The sequence below is a fragment of the Streptomyces sp. Je 1-369 genome, assembly GCF_026810505.1.
GTDB lineage: Bacteria > Actinomycetota > Actinomycetes > Streptomycetales > Streptomycetaceae > Streptomyces.
Map to the genome: position 1 here is coordinate 1,673,924 of NZ_CP101750.1, position 14,595 is coordinate 1,688,518.

Annotated in this window: 12 protein-coding genes and 5 tRNA genes; 7 read left to right on the forward strand and 10 right to left on the reverse strand. The window is 73.5% G+C overall.

All coding sequences use genetic code 11. The features are described 5' to 3' along the window. The first annotated feature begins 63 nt into the window (after positions 1–63). Positions 64–594, forward strand: coding sequence for a DsbA family protein (locus tag NOO62_RS07625; protein ID WP_268770143.1), 531 nt, complete (start codon positions 64–66; stop codon positions 592–594). Here the strand turns inward: NOO62_RS07625 and NOO62_RS07630 are convergent. From NOO62_RS07630 to NOO62_RS07640, 3 genes are all read right to left on the reverse strand, one after another. Further along, positions 591–1,415: a GNAT family N-acetyltransferase gene (locus NOO62_RS07630; RefSeq protein ID WP_268770144.1), complete on the reverse strand. Its 825-nt coding sequence runs from the start codon at positions 1,413–1,415 to the stop codon at positions 591–593. The genes NOO62_RS07625 and NOO62_RS07630 overlap by 4 nt on opposite strands. Before the next feature lie 77 nt (positions 1,416–1,492). After that, on the reverse strand, positions 1,493–2,314 hold the full coding sequence (locus NOO62_RS07635; RefSeq protein ID WP_268770145.1) for an aminotransferase class IV: 822 nt from the start codon (positions 2,312–2,314) through the stop codon (positions 1,493–1,495). Continuing rightward, a complete protein-coding gene (locus NOO62_RS07640; RefSeq protein ID WP_268770146.1) occupies positions 2,311–3,336 on the reverse strand; it encodes a chorismate-binding protein in 1,026 nt (341 codons plus the stop codon). Before NOO62_RS07640 ends, NOO62_RS07635 begins: the two co-directional genes overlap by 4 nt. Positions 3,337–3,523: 187 nt before the next feature. On the opposite strand from NOO62_RS07640, the gene NOO62_RS07645 reads away from it, so the two are divergent. The 5 genes from NOO62_RS07645 to NOO62_RS07665 all read left to right on the forward strand — a co-directional run bounded on the left by NOO62_RS07645 (position 3,524) and on the right by NOO62_RS07665 (position 3,998). Next, positions 3,524–3,596 (forward strand) — tRNA-Gly (locus NOO62_RS07645). A 40-nt stretch (positions 3,597–3,636) separates the two neighbouring features. Beyond that, positions 3,637–3,710 (forward strand) — tRNA-Cys (locus NOO62_RS07650). 1 nt (position 3,711) lies between these two features. Then, positions 3,712–3,783: transfer RNA gene (locus NOO62_RS07655), tRNA-Val, on the forward strand. Positions 3,784–3,822: 39 nt separating this feature from the next. Next, positions 3,823–3,894: transfer RNA gene (locus NOO62_RS07660), tRNA-Val, on the forward strand. A 29-nt stretch (positions 3,895–3,923) separates the two neighbouring features. Next, positions 3,924–3,998: transfer RNA gene (locus NOO62_RS07665), tRNA-Val, on the forward strand. A 57-nt stretch (positions 3,999–4,055) separates the two neighbouring features. On the opposite strand, the gene NOO62_RS07670 is transcribed toward NOO62_RS07665, so the two are convergent. The 4 genes from NOO62_RS07670 to NOO62_RS07685 all read right to left on the reverse strand — a co-directional run bounded on the left by NOO62_RS07670 (position 4,056) and on the right by NOO62_RS07685 (position 6,555). Then, positions 4,056–4,358: a zf-TFIIB domain-containing protein gene (locus NOO62_RS07670; protein WP_268770147.1), complete on the reverse strand. Its 303-nt coding sequence runs from the start codon at positions 4,356–4,358 to the stop codon at positions 4,056–4,058. 69 nt (positions 4,359–4,427) lie between these two features. Continuing rightward, positions 4,428–5,375, reverse strand: a complete 948-nt coding sequence (locus tag NOO62_RS07675) for an aminoglycoside phosphotransferase family protein (RefSeq protein ID WP_268770148.1) — start codon at positions 5,373–5,375, stop codon at positions 4,428–4,430. Positions 5,376–5,873: 498 nt separating this feature from the next. Continuing rightward, positions 5,874–6,077 carry a hypothetical protein gene (locus NOO62_RS07680; RefSeq protein ID WP_055569527.1) on the reverse strand — a complete coding sequence of 68 codons (204 nt, stop codon included), beginning with the start codon at positions 6,075–6,077 and terminating at the stop codon, positions 5,874–5,876. 199 nt (positions 6,078–6,276) lie between these two features. Next, positions 6,277–6,555, reverse strand: coding sequence for a hypothetical protein (locus NOO62_RS07685; protein ID WP_150165703.1), 279 nt, complete (start codon positions 6,553–6,555; stop codon positions 6,277–6,279). 196 nt (positions 6,556–6,751) lie between these two features. Here NOO62_RS07685 and NOO62_RS07690 point away from each other — a divergent pair, with 196 nt between their 5' ends. Then, complete coding sequence (locus NOO62_RS07690; RefSeq protein WP_268775504.1) at positions 6,752–8,140, forward strand: serine/threonine-protein kinase; 1,389 nt, start codon at positions 6,752–6,754, stop codon at positions 8,138–8,140. Here NOO62_RS07690 and NOO62_RS07695 read toward each other — a convergent pair whose 3' ends face one another. The 3 genes from NOO62_RS07695 to cobT form a co-directional block, all read right to left on the reverse strand. After that, on the reverse strand, positions 8,141–8,959 hold the full coding sequence (locus NOO62_RS07695; RefSeq protein WP_268770149.1) for a TrmH family RNA methyltransferase: 819 nt from the start codon (positions 8,957–8,959) through the stop codon (positions 8,141–8,143). A 91-nt stretch (positions 8,960–9,050) separates the two neighbouring features. Next, positions 9,051–10,283 (reverse strand): uroporphyrinogen-III C-methyltransferase, encoded by a 1,233-nt coding sequence (gene cobA, locus NOO62_RS07700; protein ID WP_268770150.1) that lies wholly within the window; start codon positions 10,281–10,283, stop codon positions 9,051–9,053. Between the two features lie 154 nt (positions 10,284–10,437). Further along, positions 10,438–14,385: a nicotinate-nucleotide--dimethylbenzimidazole phosphoribosyltransferase gene (cobT, locus tag NOO62_RS07705; protein WP_268770151.1), complete on the reverse strand. Its 3,948-nt coding sequence runs from the start codon at positions 14,383–14,385 to the stop codon at positions 10,438–10,440. Between the last annotated feature and the right edge of the window lie 210 nt (positions 14,386–14,595).

Consider the following 14,595-nt stretch of genomic DNA (forward strand, 5'->3'; position numbering starts at 1 on the left):
GTGCCGGTCGGTGCGGCCCTGTCCCGGTTGGGGGCCGGATCCGTGGGCTGGGAGACTGTACCCATGAGCGACTCCCCTGCCGACCGCCCCGCCCGTCCCGTCGTCATCGACGTCTGGTGCGAGCTGCAGTGCCCCGACTGCCGTACCGCACTCGACGACGTGCGCGCCCTGCGCGCACGCTACGGCGACCGTGTCGAGCTGCGCCTGCGGCACTTCCCCCTCGAGAAGCACAAGCACTCCTTCGCCGCCGCCCAGGCCGCCGAGGAGGCCTTCGAGCAGGGCCAGGGGTGGCCGTACGTGGAGGCCGCGCTCGCCGGGGTCGAGAACCTCGACCGCAAGGGCGAGGCCCACCTGGTGGACACGGCCCGCGAACTCGGTCTGGACGCGGAGGAGTTCGACATCGCCCTGATCGACGGGCGGCACATCCTGATCGTCGACGCCGACGAGGCCGAGGGCAAGGCCATCGGCGTCACCGGCACGCCCACGTACGTCGTCGGCGGCGAGCGCCTCGACGGCGGCAAGAGCCAGGAGGGGCTGCGCGAACGCGTCGAGGCGATCACCGACCGCCTCCTGGCGTCGGACTCGCCCTCCTAGAGCAGCGGTTTCCAGAAGTAGTACGACGCCGGTTCGTAGCCGAGCGAGGCGTACAGGTTCAGGGCCGGGGTGTTGTCGGCGAGGACGTTGAGGCCGATGCGGTGCCGGTCCGCCGCGCGGCCCTGCGCCTCCGCGAGGCGCATCAGGGACCGGCCGTGCCCGTGCCCGCGGTGCTCGGCGTCGACCGCGACGTCGTAGACGAACGCGTCGCCGTCCGCCACGGAGAGCCACAGCGTGCCCACTGGGGTGCCGACGTGCGTGAGGACGCTCAGCCAGGTGCCGGGCGTCGCGAGGCCGCGCGGGAGGGCCCTGGCGTGGTCGGCCTCGGCCTTGGCGCGCGCCTCGTCCTCCGGCAGGCCGCGGTCCGTCCAGGTACTCGCGTAGAGCTCCTTCGCGCGCACCAGCCACGGCCCGGCCTCCGCCTCGGTCATCGGCCGCCCCTCGGTGCCGACGGGCAGCGTGGGCACCGGGTCCGTCAGCGGCTTCGTCAGCCTGCGGCTCCGCTCGACGTAGCCGAGCGCCGTGACGAGCCGCAGTGCGGCCGCCGCGTCGGCGGGCACGGTCGTCTCGATGCGCGTACACCCCCAGCCGCGCGCCACTTCCTCGGCGGCCAGCGCCGCGACCGTGCCGCGCCCGCGCCCGCGGTCCGGCTCCGCGATCCGGAGGTCGTGGAGCCGACAGACGCGCGGGCCGAAGACCTCGTGCGTGGCGAGGCCTATGGACCCCACGGGACGGCTGTTGACGCAGACGTCGTACGTGCGCGCCTTGGCGCCGTCGGCGCCCTGCTGAAGCGGCCCGGTCGGCCGCAGGGTCGTGGTCATCCCTCTGGTTCTACCCGCCCCGGGCCCGTACCGTCACCGGGGTTTCCCCGGTCTTACGGTCTCAAGGGCTCGCGGTCCTACGGGTCCAGGTCGTCGGCGGCGCGCTCGTCGAAGATCCGCATCGCCTTGGCGGTCACCGGGCCCGGAGCGGCGGGAAGTTGGCGGTCGTCGACACGGTGCACGCCCTGCACGTCGCGCAGCGTCGACGTCAGGAAGACCTCGTCGGCGCGGTCCAGGACGTCGAGCGGCAGGTCGGTCTCGCGTGCGCCCGTCCACTCGACGGCCAGCGCGCGGGTGATGCCCGCGAGGCAGCCGGAGGCGACCGGCGGGGTGTGGATCTCGCCGTCGAGCACGACGAAGACGTTGGAGCCCGTGCCTTCGCAGAGCTGTCCGACGGTGTTGGCGAAGAGGGCTTCCGTGGCGCCGTGTTCGTGCGCGCGGGCCAGAGCGACGACGTTCTCCGCGTACGAGGTGGTCTTCAGGCCGGTCAGGGCGCCGCGTTCGTTGCGGGTCCAGGGGACGGTGATCACCGCGGTGGTGTCGGGGCGCTGCTTGGCCTCGCCGAGGGCGACGACGAGCGTGGTGCCCTGGTCGCCGCGGTCGGAGCCGAGCGGTGAGAGGCCGCCGGTGTAGGTGATCCGGAGGCGGCCGAGCGGGAGCGGGTTGGCGTCGAGGACGGCGGCGCAGGCGTGGCGCACCTCGTCGAGGTCCGGTTCGGGCAGCCCGAGGCCGCGGGCCGACTGCGCGAGCCGGGCCAGGTGGCGGGTCAGGGCGAAGGGGCGGCCCTCGACCGACTTCACCGTCTCGAAAATGCCGTCGCCCACCGTCAGCCCGTGGTCGAGCACGGAGACGCGGGCGTCGTCGACGTCCTGCAGCCCGCCATTGAGCCAGATCTTCACGTTGGGTTTCCTTCGCTCGCTGCGTATGCGCCCGACGCTACCGCCAGCAGCCGCGCGGCCTTCAGCTCGGTCTCCCGCCACTCCCCTTCGGGGTCCGAGCCCCAGGTGATGCCCGCTCCCGTGCCGAAGCGCAGCGCACCCGCGCCCCTGTCGATCCAGAAGGTACGGATCCCTACAGCGAGCTCCCCCGTCCCCCGGTCGGCGTCGACCCAGCCGATGCCGCCGCAGTACGGGCCGCGGGGCGCCGTCTCCAGCTCGTCGATGATCCGCAGGGCGCTGGACTTGGGGGCGCCGGTGACGGAGCCGGGCGGGAACACTGCCTCGAACAGCTCGGGCCAGCCCGCACCGGGGGGCAAGTCACCAGCGACGGTGGAGACGAGGTGGACGAGTCCGGGGTGCTTCTCGACCACGCAGAGGTCGGGGACGGTCACGGAGCCGGTGGCGCAGACGCGGCCGAGGTCGTTGCGGACGAGGTCCACGATCATGACGTTCTCGGCGTAGTCCTTCTCCAGGAGGTCCGCCTCGGTGCGGCCCGTGCCCTTGATGGGGCCCGACTCCACGTGTCGCCCGTCGCGGCGCAGGAAGAGCTCGGGAGAGGCGGTGGCGAGCTCCACGCCGTGCTCGGGCAGCCGGATCGTTCCCGCGTACGGGGCGGGGTTCCCGCGCGCGAGGAGGGCGGTCAGGGCGTCCACGTCGGCGTCGGCGGGGACGGGCGCGGACAGGACGCGGCAGAGGTTGGCCTGGTAGACCTCGCCGGCGGCTATGTACGCGCGCACCCGCCGTACGCCCTCCGTGTACGCGGCCCGGTCGAGGGACGACGTCCAGTCCCCGGCGGCTGGGCCGTGCCACCCGCCCGGGACGGGGGCGGGCACGGCTTCCTCGCGCACGTCGTCGAAGCGGGCGCAGACCATGCCCCCCTCGAAATCCGCGGACACCGCCCAGAAGCCGGTGGAGTCCAGGGCCGCGGGATCGCTGGTCACGTCGCGTAGCCCGGTGGCCACGAGACGGCCGAAGCGCGCCATGGGAGGGAGCGCGGGAGACGTAGTCAGAGGGGGGTTGTGCACGGCTGCGAGTCTATGACCGGTGCGCCGGGGGCGCCCTGGACCAGGGACAGCGCAGCACGCTGCGCAAACGCGTTTTTGTACTGGCCCAGGAATCCGCTAGAGTTCAACACGTCGCCGGGACGCGCAAGCGGACCGGGAAAGACAAGCGGACGTAGCTCAGTTGGTAGAGCGCAACCTTGCCAAGGTTGAGGTCGCCAGTTCGAACCTGGTCGTCCGCTCGCAGGAAAGTGGGGGATCTTCCCGAACCCCCATACTCCTGGTGGAGTGGCCGAGAGGCGAGGCAACGGCCTGCAAAGCCGTCTACACGGGTTCAAATCCCGTCTCCACCTCCAAGGACGATTAGCTCAGCGGGAGAGCGCTTCCCTGACACGGAAGAGGTCACTGGTTCAATCCCAGTATCGTCCACTGGATCTTCGAGAAGATCATCTTCATGAAGGTCGTCCCGCGCGATTAGCTCAGCGGGAGAGCGCTTCCCTGACACGGAAGAGGTCACTGGTTCAATCCCAGTATCGCGCACGCAGTACGCAGCACACGCAGGTTCACCTGCGCGATTAGCTCAGCGGGAGAGCGCTTCCCTGACACGGAAGAGGTCACTGGTTCAATCCCAGTATCGCGCACCATCCACACGAAGCCCCGGTCGTCTCCACGGCCGGGGCTTCGTCGTGTCGCAAAGCGGCTTACGACGAGAAGAGCATGTGCCCAAAGCTCTTGTGACGCTTGTGGCCGTAGTGACCGCCGTGGCCGGTGTGACCGCCGTGCGGGGCACCCCAGGCGGGGGCCGGGGCCGCGGGGTAGCCCTGGGGGGCGGCCGGCGGGACGGGCGGCGGCGGGGCCTGCTGGCCCCACTGGGCCTCCAGGCGGGTCAGGGACTCCAGCTCGCCGTAGTCCAGGAATATGCCGCGGCAGCCGTTGCACTGCTCGATCTGGACGCCATTGCGGTTGTACGTGTGCATCGGTGCGTGACACTTGGGGCACTGCATGGACGGCTCAACTCCTCGCCGGTGGTGACTGCTTCGCCGGGAGACTGCCCGGCTTCGGTGCGTTGCACCCTACTTCGTGGCGTCCGGTGCCAACTCCGGCGGGCGGACCTCGACTCCGCTCATGCGCGCGCACGCGTCCACCAGGGCTTGTTCGACTTCGTCCAGGGGGCGGTGGGCCGCGACGGCCTTGGTGATCGCGAGGGCCGCGGTCTGCACGGTGAGGGCGCGGGCCGGGACGTCGAGAGCGGGCCAGGGGTCGGCGCCGTCGAGCGGGACGGCGGGGCCGCGGGCGCCCCGGTAGGCGTCCAGGAAGCGGGCCCACTCCTCCGGGGACAGCAGCCCGCACGCGAACCACGCGGCGGGCCGGGCGAGGTCCCACGCGGGATCGCCCGCCCCGAGGTCGTCCACGTCGATGAGCAGCCAGTGGCCTTCGGGGGCGCGTACGAGTTGCCCGAGGTGGAGGTCGCCGTGGCACAGGCTCGGGGGCCGGGGCGCGGGCGCCTCCGCGCGGGCCCAGGGCGGGAGCCCCGCCCAGGCGCGCAGGACGGCCGACGCCCCCACGTGCGGCCCGGCGGCGCGGAGCCGCGCCACGGCCCTGGCCGCCTTGGCGGGACCCCGCATGGGCGGCAGCGAGTGCGGCAGCGGGGCGGCGTGGAGCCGGGCGAGGAGAGCGCCGGCGGCCTCCCACGGGGCGGAATCGGGATCGTCGCGGTCGACGGGGGTCCCGTGCGGCCAGAACGTGACGAGGCGGCCGTGGAGAGGGGCGGCGGCGGGGGCGAGGGGAGCGAGCAGGACATCGGGGATGCGGGTGGCCACGTCGAGCCGTACGGCGAGCTCCGCGGGGTCGGTGTCCGCGGCGTGCGCCTTGGCGACGACGTCCCCGTGCCGGACGACGCTGGCATCCGCCCTGTCCGCGAGCACGGCGTCCCTGTCCCCACAGACACAGGCCCCTCCGGGGAGGGGGTGGGCGACGGCACGCGCGGAGTCGGCAAGGGCGGCGAGAACGGCGGCGGTCACGAAACTCCGTAGGCGATCGAAAAGAACACGCCCGAAGCGTACGCACCCGGGCGGGGCCCGGGCTCATGTCTCCCGCGACTGCGTGCCGCGGGCCCACCCGGGGGGGGACACCCTCGGCACCCGGCAGGCCCGGCGAAGGCGGGCGGACTCGGCGCACTCGATACCCGGCGAAGTGAGCATGCGGCGTGCCGGGAGCCGGGATGGGCCCGGCGCCCGCCCCCCCGATGGAGTGGGCTTCTCGCGTGCCAGGGTGGACCCCGCTGCTGGCGTGCAGGTGCTGAAGTCTGACCCCGGCACCCGACGTTCGCCGTCCCCTGCGAGGTGGACTTTCGGGCGCCGGGGACGTCGTGGATCCGTTGGGCGCCCCGCCAGACATGGCAATGCCCGCGCAGCTCCCCAGCTGCGCGGGCATTCTGCCGTCCGCCGCACCCCCGTCCCCACGGGGTTTCATGGCCGGATGTCCCCGCCCGGACCGCTCTTCCGGGCCTGGAGCGCCGCTCAGCGCCCCAGCATCACGCCCACGGACGACGCTTGTGTGACCACTGCCTCCCAGCCGCCGAAGACGACCACGAGCAGGGCTGCCAGGGGGAGGACCATGGCCGTCGCCACCAGAGGATGACGCGTGCCGGACGGGCGGACGCCGAACGCGGAGAACCTGCGCCCTTGCGTGCGGATCATGGTCCGCGGTGCCGTGTCCGCCATGATTCCTCTCCTGACCGCTTCGATGTGGTTTTGGCAAGCGGCGAGTGTCTGACCTCGGGGGACGAGTGCTCCACCCGCCGCTTGACCTCAAATCTAGGTCCGCGGGACCTGCCGGGCGTCATGCCCTCGTACCGAATGCCTGGCCTCCCGGAGGATGACCGATCGACACGCACGTACTCCCGTGGGTGGAGATGGGGGCCTAGGACGTGGTCCTAGGACTCGGGGAAGACCCTGAGGGGACGGCCTTGACCTCGGAGGAGTCCTCCCTGGGGACCGGTTGCTCGACCAGGGCCAGGACCCGCGTGGCCATGAACCGCGCCGTGCGGACCACCGAGCCGCTACGGGTGACTTCGCTCACTTCCACCACTCCCCTGCGCACCGCCGTCTCCACCCGGCGACCCGCCCTGCTCGCCACCACTTCGTACGTCCGAGTCGTGTCTCCGGCATCCACGACTATCTCCACGCGATCACCCTTCACGGGATCAATCCCCCTTCAGCGACGGATGGTTGAGGTGCCGGGCCGCGACAACGGCCGTGGCTCCCCCGTCCTCTGACCACTCTTCAAGTTTCCCACCCGGCACTGACAATCGATCGCCCCGCGAGGGCGCGGCCTCTGCACGTGCCCGGCCGCGGAAACGTAAGCTGTGGCTCGTCAGACGGACCGGGTAGCGGGGATGGACATGGCGATGATGCGGCTCCGGCGCGAGGACCCGCGTGTCGTCGGCTCGTTCAGGCTGCACAGGCGCCTGGGCGCCGGCGGCATGGGGGTCGTCTATTTGGGGTCGGACCGGCGGGGGCAGCGCGTCGCCCTCAAGGTGATCCGGCCCGACCTGGCGGAGGATCAGGAGTTCCGGTCACGGTTCGCCCGTGAGGTCTCCGCCGCACGCCGGATCAGGGGTGGCTGTACCGCGCGGCTCGTCGCCGCCGACCTCGACGCGGACCGGCCGTGGTTCGCCACGCAGTACGTCCCCGGGCCCTCCCTGCACGACAAGGTCGCCGCCGAGGGCCCGCTCTCCGCGGCCGACGTGGCCGTGGTCGGTTCGGCGCTGGCCGAGGGGCTCGTGGCCGTGCACGAGGCCGGTGTCGTCCACCGTGACCTCAAGCCGTCCAACATCCTGCTGTCCCCCAAGGGGCCGCGGATCATCGACTTCGGGATCGCGTGGGCCACCGGCGCCTCGACGCTGACGCATGTCGGGACCGCCGTGGGGTCCCCCGGCTTCCTCGCCCCCGAGCAGGTGCGCGGCGCCGCCGTCACCCCCGCCACCGACGTCTTCGCGCTCGGCGCCACGCTCGCCTACGCGGGCATGGCGGACTCGCCCTTCGGGCACGGCAGTTCCGAGGTCATGCTCTACCGGGTGGTGCACGAAGAGGCGCAGCTGCACGGTGTGCCCGACGCGCTCGCACCGCTCATCAGGGCCTGCCTGGCCAAGGACCCGGAGGAACGGCCCAGCACGCTGCAGCTTTCGCTGCGACTGAAGGAGATCGCCGCCCGGGAGGCGCAGGGGATCAGCGATGTCCGGCCGCCCGCACCCCGCCAGGACCACGACCGTCCCACCGGCCGGCTCGCCGAGAGCTATCTGGACGAGCGCACGCAGCGGCGTGCGGCGCCCGGCGCCACTCCCCCGCCGCGGTCCGGCGCGTCCCGGACCGGGTCGTCACGGACGGGGGCGTCGCGGACCGGGTCGTCACGGACGGGGGCGTCGCGGACGGGGTCCTCACGGACGGGGTCGGCACGGACTGGTCCTTCCCGGACCGGAGCCTCTCGTACCGGCGTCCCGCGGTCCGGCTCCCGGCCTTCGGGGCCCCGCAACACGACGCGCGGCGGCGCCGGACGTCCGGGGCCGCGCACCAAGGGGACGGGCCGCAGGGGTCCCGCCAATCCGCGGCTGCTGCGTCAGCGGATCTTCGTGTTCGTGGTCGTGACGCTGCTGGTGGCACTCGGCATCGCGGCGGCGCAGGGATGCCAGGGGCCCGCACGGAGCCTCGGCGACACGGGCGTACACCAGCAGCGGTCACAGCAGAGCGGGCCGATCGGTCCGGTACAGCACGATCCCCGCGACTGATCAGAGCCGCGGGCGGCCCGTCGCCACCGCGTAGAACGCGACCGCCGCCGCCGCGCCCACGTTGAGCGAGTCCACGCCGTGGGCCATCGGGATGCGGACCCATTCGTCGGCGGCGACCAGCGCCTGGGTGGAGAGGCCGTCGCCCTCGGCGCCGAGCATCAGCGCCACGCGGTCCATGCGGTGCGGCGCCGCCTCGTCCAGGGACTTCGCCTTCTCGTCCGGGGTGAGCGCGAGGAGGTTGAAGCCTGCCTCGCGTACGCCTTCGAGGCCCTTGGGCCAGGACTCCAGACGGGCGTACGGCACCGAGAAGACGGCGCCCATCGAGACCTTCACCGAGCGGCGGTACAGCGGGTCCGCGCAGTCCGGGGAGAGCAGCACCGCGTCCATGCCGAGCGCGGCGGCCGAGCGGAAGATCGCACCGATGTTGGTGTGGTCGTTGACCGCCTCCATGACGACCACGCGGCGCGTGGTCGCGAGGAGCTCGTCGGCGGTGGGCAGGGGCTTGCGCTGCATGGAGGCGAGGGCACCGCGGTGCACGTGGTAGCCGGTGACCCGCTCGGCGAGGTCGGGGCTGACCGCGTACACCGGGGCCGGGAGCTCGTCGATGACATCGCGCATGACGTCGACCCACTTGGCCGAGAGCAGCATCGACCGCATCTCGTACCCGGCGTCCTTGGCCCGTCTGATGACCTTCTCGCCCTCCGCGATGAACAGGCCTTCGGCCGGTTCGCGCTTGCGGCGCAGCTCGACGTCGGTAAGGCCTGTGTAGTCGCGCAGGCGCGGGTCGTCGGGGTCGTCGACGGTGATGAGATCAGCCACAGGGTGATACTGCCTTGTCCTGGGTGTGGTGCCAACGGCTGCGGACCGGTTCCGTTACCGCTGGTTACTTGGGAGTGGGCGGGGCCGGGCGTCACGCGAGGGGCTGGGGGCCGACCTTCACGACGTCGCCGATGACGATGACAGCGGGGGGCTTCACCTCGTGGGTGCGGACCGCCTCCGCGACCGTGCCGAGTGTCGCGTCGACGCGGCGCTGGGCGGCCGTCGTGCCCTCCTGGATCAGGGCGAGCGGGGTGTCGGCGGACTTGCCGTAGGCGATCAGGGCCGCCGCGATCTTGCCGATCTTGTCGACCCCCATGAGGACCACGAGGGTGCCGCGCAGCTTGGCCAGGGACTGCCAGTCGACCAGGGAGCGCTCGTCGTCCGGGGCCACGTGGCCGCTGACCACCGTGAACTCGTGGGCGACGCCGCGGTGGGTGACGGGGATGCCCGCCGCCGAGGGGACCGAGATCGAGCTGGAGATGCCGGGTACGACGGTGCAGGTGATGCCCGCCTCCGCGAGCGCCTGGAGCTCCTCCATGCCGCGGCCGTAGACGTAGGGGTCGCCGCCCTTCAGGCGGACGACGGCCTTGCCCTGCTTGGCGTGCTCGATCAGAGCGTTGTTGATGGCCTCCTGGGCCATGAAACGGCCGTACGGGATCTTGGCGGCGTCGATGATCTCGACGTGCGGCGGCAGCTCGTCGAGGAGGTCGCGGGGGCCGAGGCGGTCCGCGATGACGACGTCCGCGGCGGCGAGCAGGCGGCGGCCGCGGACCGTGATCAGGTCGGGGTCGCCGGGCCCGCCGCCGACGAGGGCGACGCCGGGGGTGCGGGTGCGCAGGTGCGGGGCGACGAGGCTGCCGTCGCGCAGGCCCTCGACGACCGCGTCGCGGATGGCGGCGGTGCGGCGGGGGTCGCGGTCGTTGATGTCGGAGGAGAGGACGGCGATCGTGACGCCCTCGGAGCGGCCGGTGGCCGGGGTCCAGGCGGTGGCCTCTTCGGCGTCGTCGGAGCGGACGCACCACACGCGGTGGGCCTCGGCCTCGGCGGAGGCCCGGGTGTTCGCCTCCGCGTCGCTGGTGGCGATCAGGGCGTACCAGGCGTCCTGGAGGTCGCCCTCCTCGTACCTGCGCCGGGTCCAGGTGAGCTCGCCCGCGTCGGCCATCGCTTCCACGGAGGGCGTGGCCGAGGGGGATACGAGGGTGATGGCCGCGCCCGCCTTGATGAGGGCCGGGAGGCGGCGCTGGGCGACCTGGCCGCCGCCGAGGACGACGACGCGGCGGCCGGTCAGGCGGAGGCCAACGGGGTAGGCGGGGTTTTCGGCCATGGCGGGGTGGCTCCTCGTACGGGCGTTACGGCTGCCGCTGCGACGCTGGAGCGGCCCTTTGACGTGCGGGTTCAGTATGGCTGGGGCGGGGCCGGGGTTCTCCCCCGAGCCCCGCCCGATCCCGAATTGCCGGAACAGTCCTCCGGCTCGGGCACTACTTCTCGGTGACGCCCGCCGAGTCGAAGGTGGCCACCTCGTGCATGGCGCGGGCCGCGCTCTGGACGACCGGCAGGGCCAGGAGCGCGCCCGTTCCCTCGCCGAGGCGGAGGTCCAGGTCGACCAGGGGGCGCAGGCCCAGCTTGTTGAGGGCCGCCACGTGGCCGGGCTCCGCGCTGCGGTGTCCCGCGATGCAGGCCGCGAGGACCTCGGGGGCGATGGCGCGGGCCACCAGGGCGGCGGCGCCGGCGCTGACGCCGTCCAGGATCACCGGCGTACGCAGGGACGCGCCGCCGAGGAGGAGGCCCACCATCGCAGCGTGCTCCAGGCCGCCGATGGCCGCGAGGACGCCGACCGGGTCCGCGGGGTCGGGCTGGTGCAGGTCCAGGGCGCGGCGTACGACCTCGACCTTGCGGGTGTGCATCTCGTCGTTGATGCCTGTACCGCGCCCGGTGACCTCGGCGGGGTCCGTGTCCGTGTAGACCGAGATGAGGGCTGCGGACGCGGTGGTGTTCGCGATGCCCATCTCACCCGTCAGCAGCGCCTTGTTGCCCGCCGCCACGAGGTCGCGGGCCGTCTCGATGCCGACCTCGATGGCCGCCTTGACCTCTTCCCGGGTCAGGGCGGGTCCGGTCGTCATGTCGGCCGTGCCCGCGCGGACCTTGCGGGGCAGCAGGCCGGGGGTGGCGGGCAGTTCGCTCGCCACGCCGACGTCGATGACGCAGACCTCGGCGCCCACCTGGTTGGCGAAGGCGTTGCAGACCGCGCCGCCGCCGAGGAAGTTGGCGACCATCTGCGCGGTCACCTCCTGGGGCCAGGCGGTGACGCCCTGGGCGTGCACGCCGTGGTCGCCCGCGAAGATCGCGACGGCCGCGGGCTCCGGGATGGGCGGCGGGCACATCCGGGAGAGGCCGGAGAGCTGGGCGGAGATGATCTCCAGCATGCCGAGGGCGCCCGGCGGCTTCGTCATCCGCTTCTGCCGTTCCCACGCCTCGCCGAGCGCCTTGGCGTCCAGCGGGCGGATGTTGGCGACGGTCTCGGCGAGCAGGTCGTGCGGGTCCTCGCCGGGCAGGGCACGACGGCCGTACGTCTCCTCGTGGACGACCCAGGAGAGCGGGCGGCGCTTGGACCAGCCGGCCTGCATCAGCTCGGGCTCGTCCGGGAACTCGTCGACGTAGCCCACGCAGAGGTAGGCGACGACTTCGAGGTGCTCGGGCAGGCCGAGGGCGCGGACCATCTCGCGCTCGTCGAAGAAGCTGACCCAGCCGACGCCGAGGCCCTCGGCGCGTGCGGCGAGCCAGAGGTTCTCGACGGCGAGCGCCGAGGAATAGGGGGCCATCTGCGGCTGGGTGTGCCGGCCGAGGGTGTGGCGGCCGCCACGGGTGGGGTCGGCGGTGACGACGATGTTCACCGGGGTGTCGAGGATGGCCTCGATCTTCAGTTCCTTGAACTGCTTCGCGCGGCCCTTGGGGAGGGACTTGGCGTACGCGTCGCGCTGGCGCGTGGCCAGTTCGTGCATCGAGCGCCGGGTCTCGGCGGACTTGATGACGACGAAGTCCCAGGGCTGGGAGTGGCCGACCGACGGGGCGGTGTGCGCGGCCTCCAGGACGCGGAGCAGCACCTCGTGCGGGATGGCGTCGTTGCGGAAGCCGTTGCGGATGTCGCGGCGCTCGCGCATGACGCGCAGGACGGCCTCACGCTCGGCGTCGGCGTAGCCGGGAGCGGCGGTGCCGGGGGACGCGACGGGCTCGGCGAGGTCCGGGGCGTGCTGCGCTTCGGCGGCCGTCCCGGCTTCGGCGTCGCCCTCGGCGCGTGCCTCGGGTGCCGGGGCGCCCACGGCCTCGGCGGGCGCGACCATCAGGATCTCCGGGGCGTCGGCGTCCGGATCGTCAGCTGCCTCGGGGGCTGCCACCGCGGCGACGGGGGCGAGGGCCTCGGGGCCCTCATGGCCCGTGGCGTCCTCGGGGTCGGGCAGGGGGGCGGGCGCGGGCGCGGGTACTGCGGCAGCCGGTACGGCTGCTTCAGGCGCTTCGGCCATCTCAGGTGCTTCGGCCACTTCGGTCACTTCGTTCGCTTCGATCGGTTCGAACGAGATGACTTCGTCGGCCTCGTCCAACTCGTCGGCCGGGTCGGCCGTCTCGGGGGCGGCCGGGAACTCGGTCGGAGCCGCCGCAGAGGAGACAATACGGGGCACACCGGAGACGGGCGGGACCTGGGGGGTCTCCGTGACCTCGGGCGTCGCGCCGAGCGCCGCTTCGGGCGCCGCCTCGTCCGGCACGGCGTCGGGCTGTGCCGTGGGCTGAGCGCCGTCGCGCGGGGCGGGGACGGTGACGGTGGCGGCGGGCTGCTGGGCCGCCTCCGGGGTCACGTCGGGGTTCGCGGGCGCTTCGGGGGCTACAGAGACTTCGGGGGCCTCCGCCGGGGTGGCGGGCTCGGCGACCGGGGCTTCGGTTGCCACGGCTTCCGGGGCCGGAGCCGATGCCGATGCCGATGCCGATGCCGCCGGAGCTTCCGCTGTCACGGTCTCCGCGGTCGGGGCGGGTGCCGCCTCGGAGGGCGCGCCCTCCGTGGCCTCCGCGCCCTCGGCCTCGGGGACGGGCTGCACGGCCGGGGCCTCCTGGGGGACGACCAGCGGGTGCGGCGGTGTCGGGGCCAGGTGGGGCGTGGTCGGGACCGTGCCGTCCACCGGCACGAACCGGCCGATGGGCGCGGGGTCTTGGGCGCCGTCGAGGCCGCCGGGAAGCGGGGCGTCCACGGGTGCGGCAGGGCCCTGCGCGGGCTGCCCCTCGGGGTGGTGCGGGCCCGGCGCGGCGTGCCGTGCCTCCGGGGCGAAGCCGGGCTGTACGGCCTCGGGGGCGTGCGGAAGCTGCGCGCCGTCCCACGGCTGGGCGGAGGCGACGGCGAACGCGGGCTGCCCGACACCGGCGGGCACGGCCTGCGCGAACACGGGCTGCTCCGCCACGGAGAACTGCTGCTCCTCCGAGGGGACCTGGCCGAGATCGGCACCCTGCTGCGCCACCGGGTCGGCCTGACCGGCTCCGGCGTCCGCGGCGTGCGGGAAGGCGGGGGCGTCCACGGGGGCGGCCACGGGCGCCTGGGACGCTACGGGCGCCTCGGGCGCCTCAGTGGGAAGCGCGAAGGGCACGGAGTCCTGCGCCTGCGGCGCTTCTGTGGTCTGTGGGGCCGATGCGACGGATGCGTCACCCGCGACGTCAGGGGCCCCTGTGCCGACGGGGACCTCCGTGGCGACCGCGCCCTCCGCGCCCTCCGTGGCCTGCGGGACCTGCGGGACGACCGTTTCTGCTGGTGCGGCGTACGCCTCCGGCGCGGTCTGCTCCTGCGGGGACCCCCACGGCGTCCCGCCCTGCGGCGGGATCTCACCGAGCTGCGGGCCCGGCAGCGGCAGCCCCGCGTCGTCGCGGGGGATGTCGAGGTACTCGGGTCCGGTCGGCGGACCCGCGTGACGGGTCGGCGCGGGCCCGCGGTCCGCGAGCGAGCGCACCGGGCTCCCGGAGCCATCCGGCACGGCCGGGCCCGACGGGCCGTGGTGCAGCGGACGACGGGCGGGGCCCGGGTGGGACGGTGCGGGCATGGAGCCGGGCAGCCGGACGCCGTTGAGGTCGACCGAACCGCTGTCCCTGCCGGACGTCTCGTGCGGTCCCGGCTGGTGGGCGGCGTGCGCCGGCTGGCCCGCGTATCCGCCCTGCGCCGCGAGACCCTCGCCCCACGCGCCCTGGGCGCCCGGCATCAGCAGCAGGTCGTCCTCGTCGGCGGGAGCTGCGGCAGGTGCTGCGACAGGAACGGCGGCGGGGTCGGCATAGGGATACGCACCCGGAGCGGGAACGCCCGGCTGCTGCGCCCCCATGCCCTGCACGGGCCCGGACGGCACATCATTGCCTGCGCCCTCCGGCAGTCCCTCACCCGGGACCTGGCCGGTGTCGGTCATGCGTAACCCCTCGCCCATCGGTTAGTGCTTCTTCGACCGCCCCGCAGCCTTCGGCCGGGGAGGTCCCATTGCCCGGAGCGGCGCACCGACCGCCCGTCATCCTCAACGAGCGTGTGCGTCCCGCGGCACGAACCGCGCACCGGACAACAGGCATTGTCCCTGTCGGTCCGCCGCCGTGGCAGGTTGATCGGCCACGGCCCGCTGTGGACT

What these genes read in the sequence shown, in the direction of transcription:
- NOO62_RS07625 (WP_268770143.1), top strand. Translation starts at nt 64, where the DNA reads ATGAGCGACTCCCCTGCCGACCGCCCCGCCCGTCCCGTCGTCATCGAC.
- NOO62_RS07630 (WP_268770144.1), bottom strand. Translation starts at nt 1,415, where the DNA reads ATGACCACGACCCTGCGGCCGACCGGGCCGCTTCAGCAGGGCGCCGAC.
- NOO62_RS07640 (WP_268770146.1), bottom strand. Translation starts at nt 3,336, where the DNA reads ATGGCGCGCTTCGGCCGTCTCGTGGCCACCGGGCTACGCGACGTGACC.
- NOO62_RS07670 (WP_268770147.1), bottom strand. Translation starts at nt 4,358, where the DNA reads ATGCAGTGCCCCAAGTGTCACGCACCGATGCACACGTACAACCGCAAT.
- NOO62_RS07680 (WP_055569527.1), bottom strand. Translation starts at nt 6,077, where the DNA reads ATGGCGGACACGGCACCGCGGACCATGATCCGCACGCAAGGGCGCAGG.
- NOO62_RS07690 (WP_268775504.1), top strand. Translation starts at nt 6,752, where the DNA reads ATGGACATGGCGATGATGCGGCTCCGGCGCGAGGACCCGCGTGTCGTC.
- cobA (WP_268770150.1), bottom strand. Translation starts at nt 10,283, where the DNA reads ATGGCCGAAAACCCCGCCTACCCCGTTGGCCTCCGCCTGACCGGCCGC.
- cobT (WP_268770151.1), bottom strand. Translation starts at nt 14,385, where the DNA reads ATGACCGACACCGGCCAGGTCCCGGGTGAGGGACTGCCGGAGGGCGCA.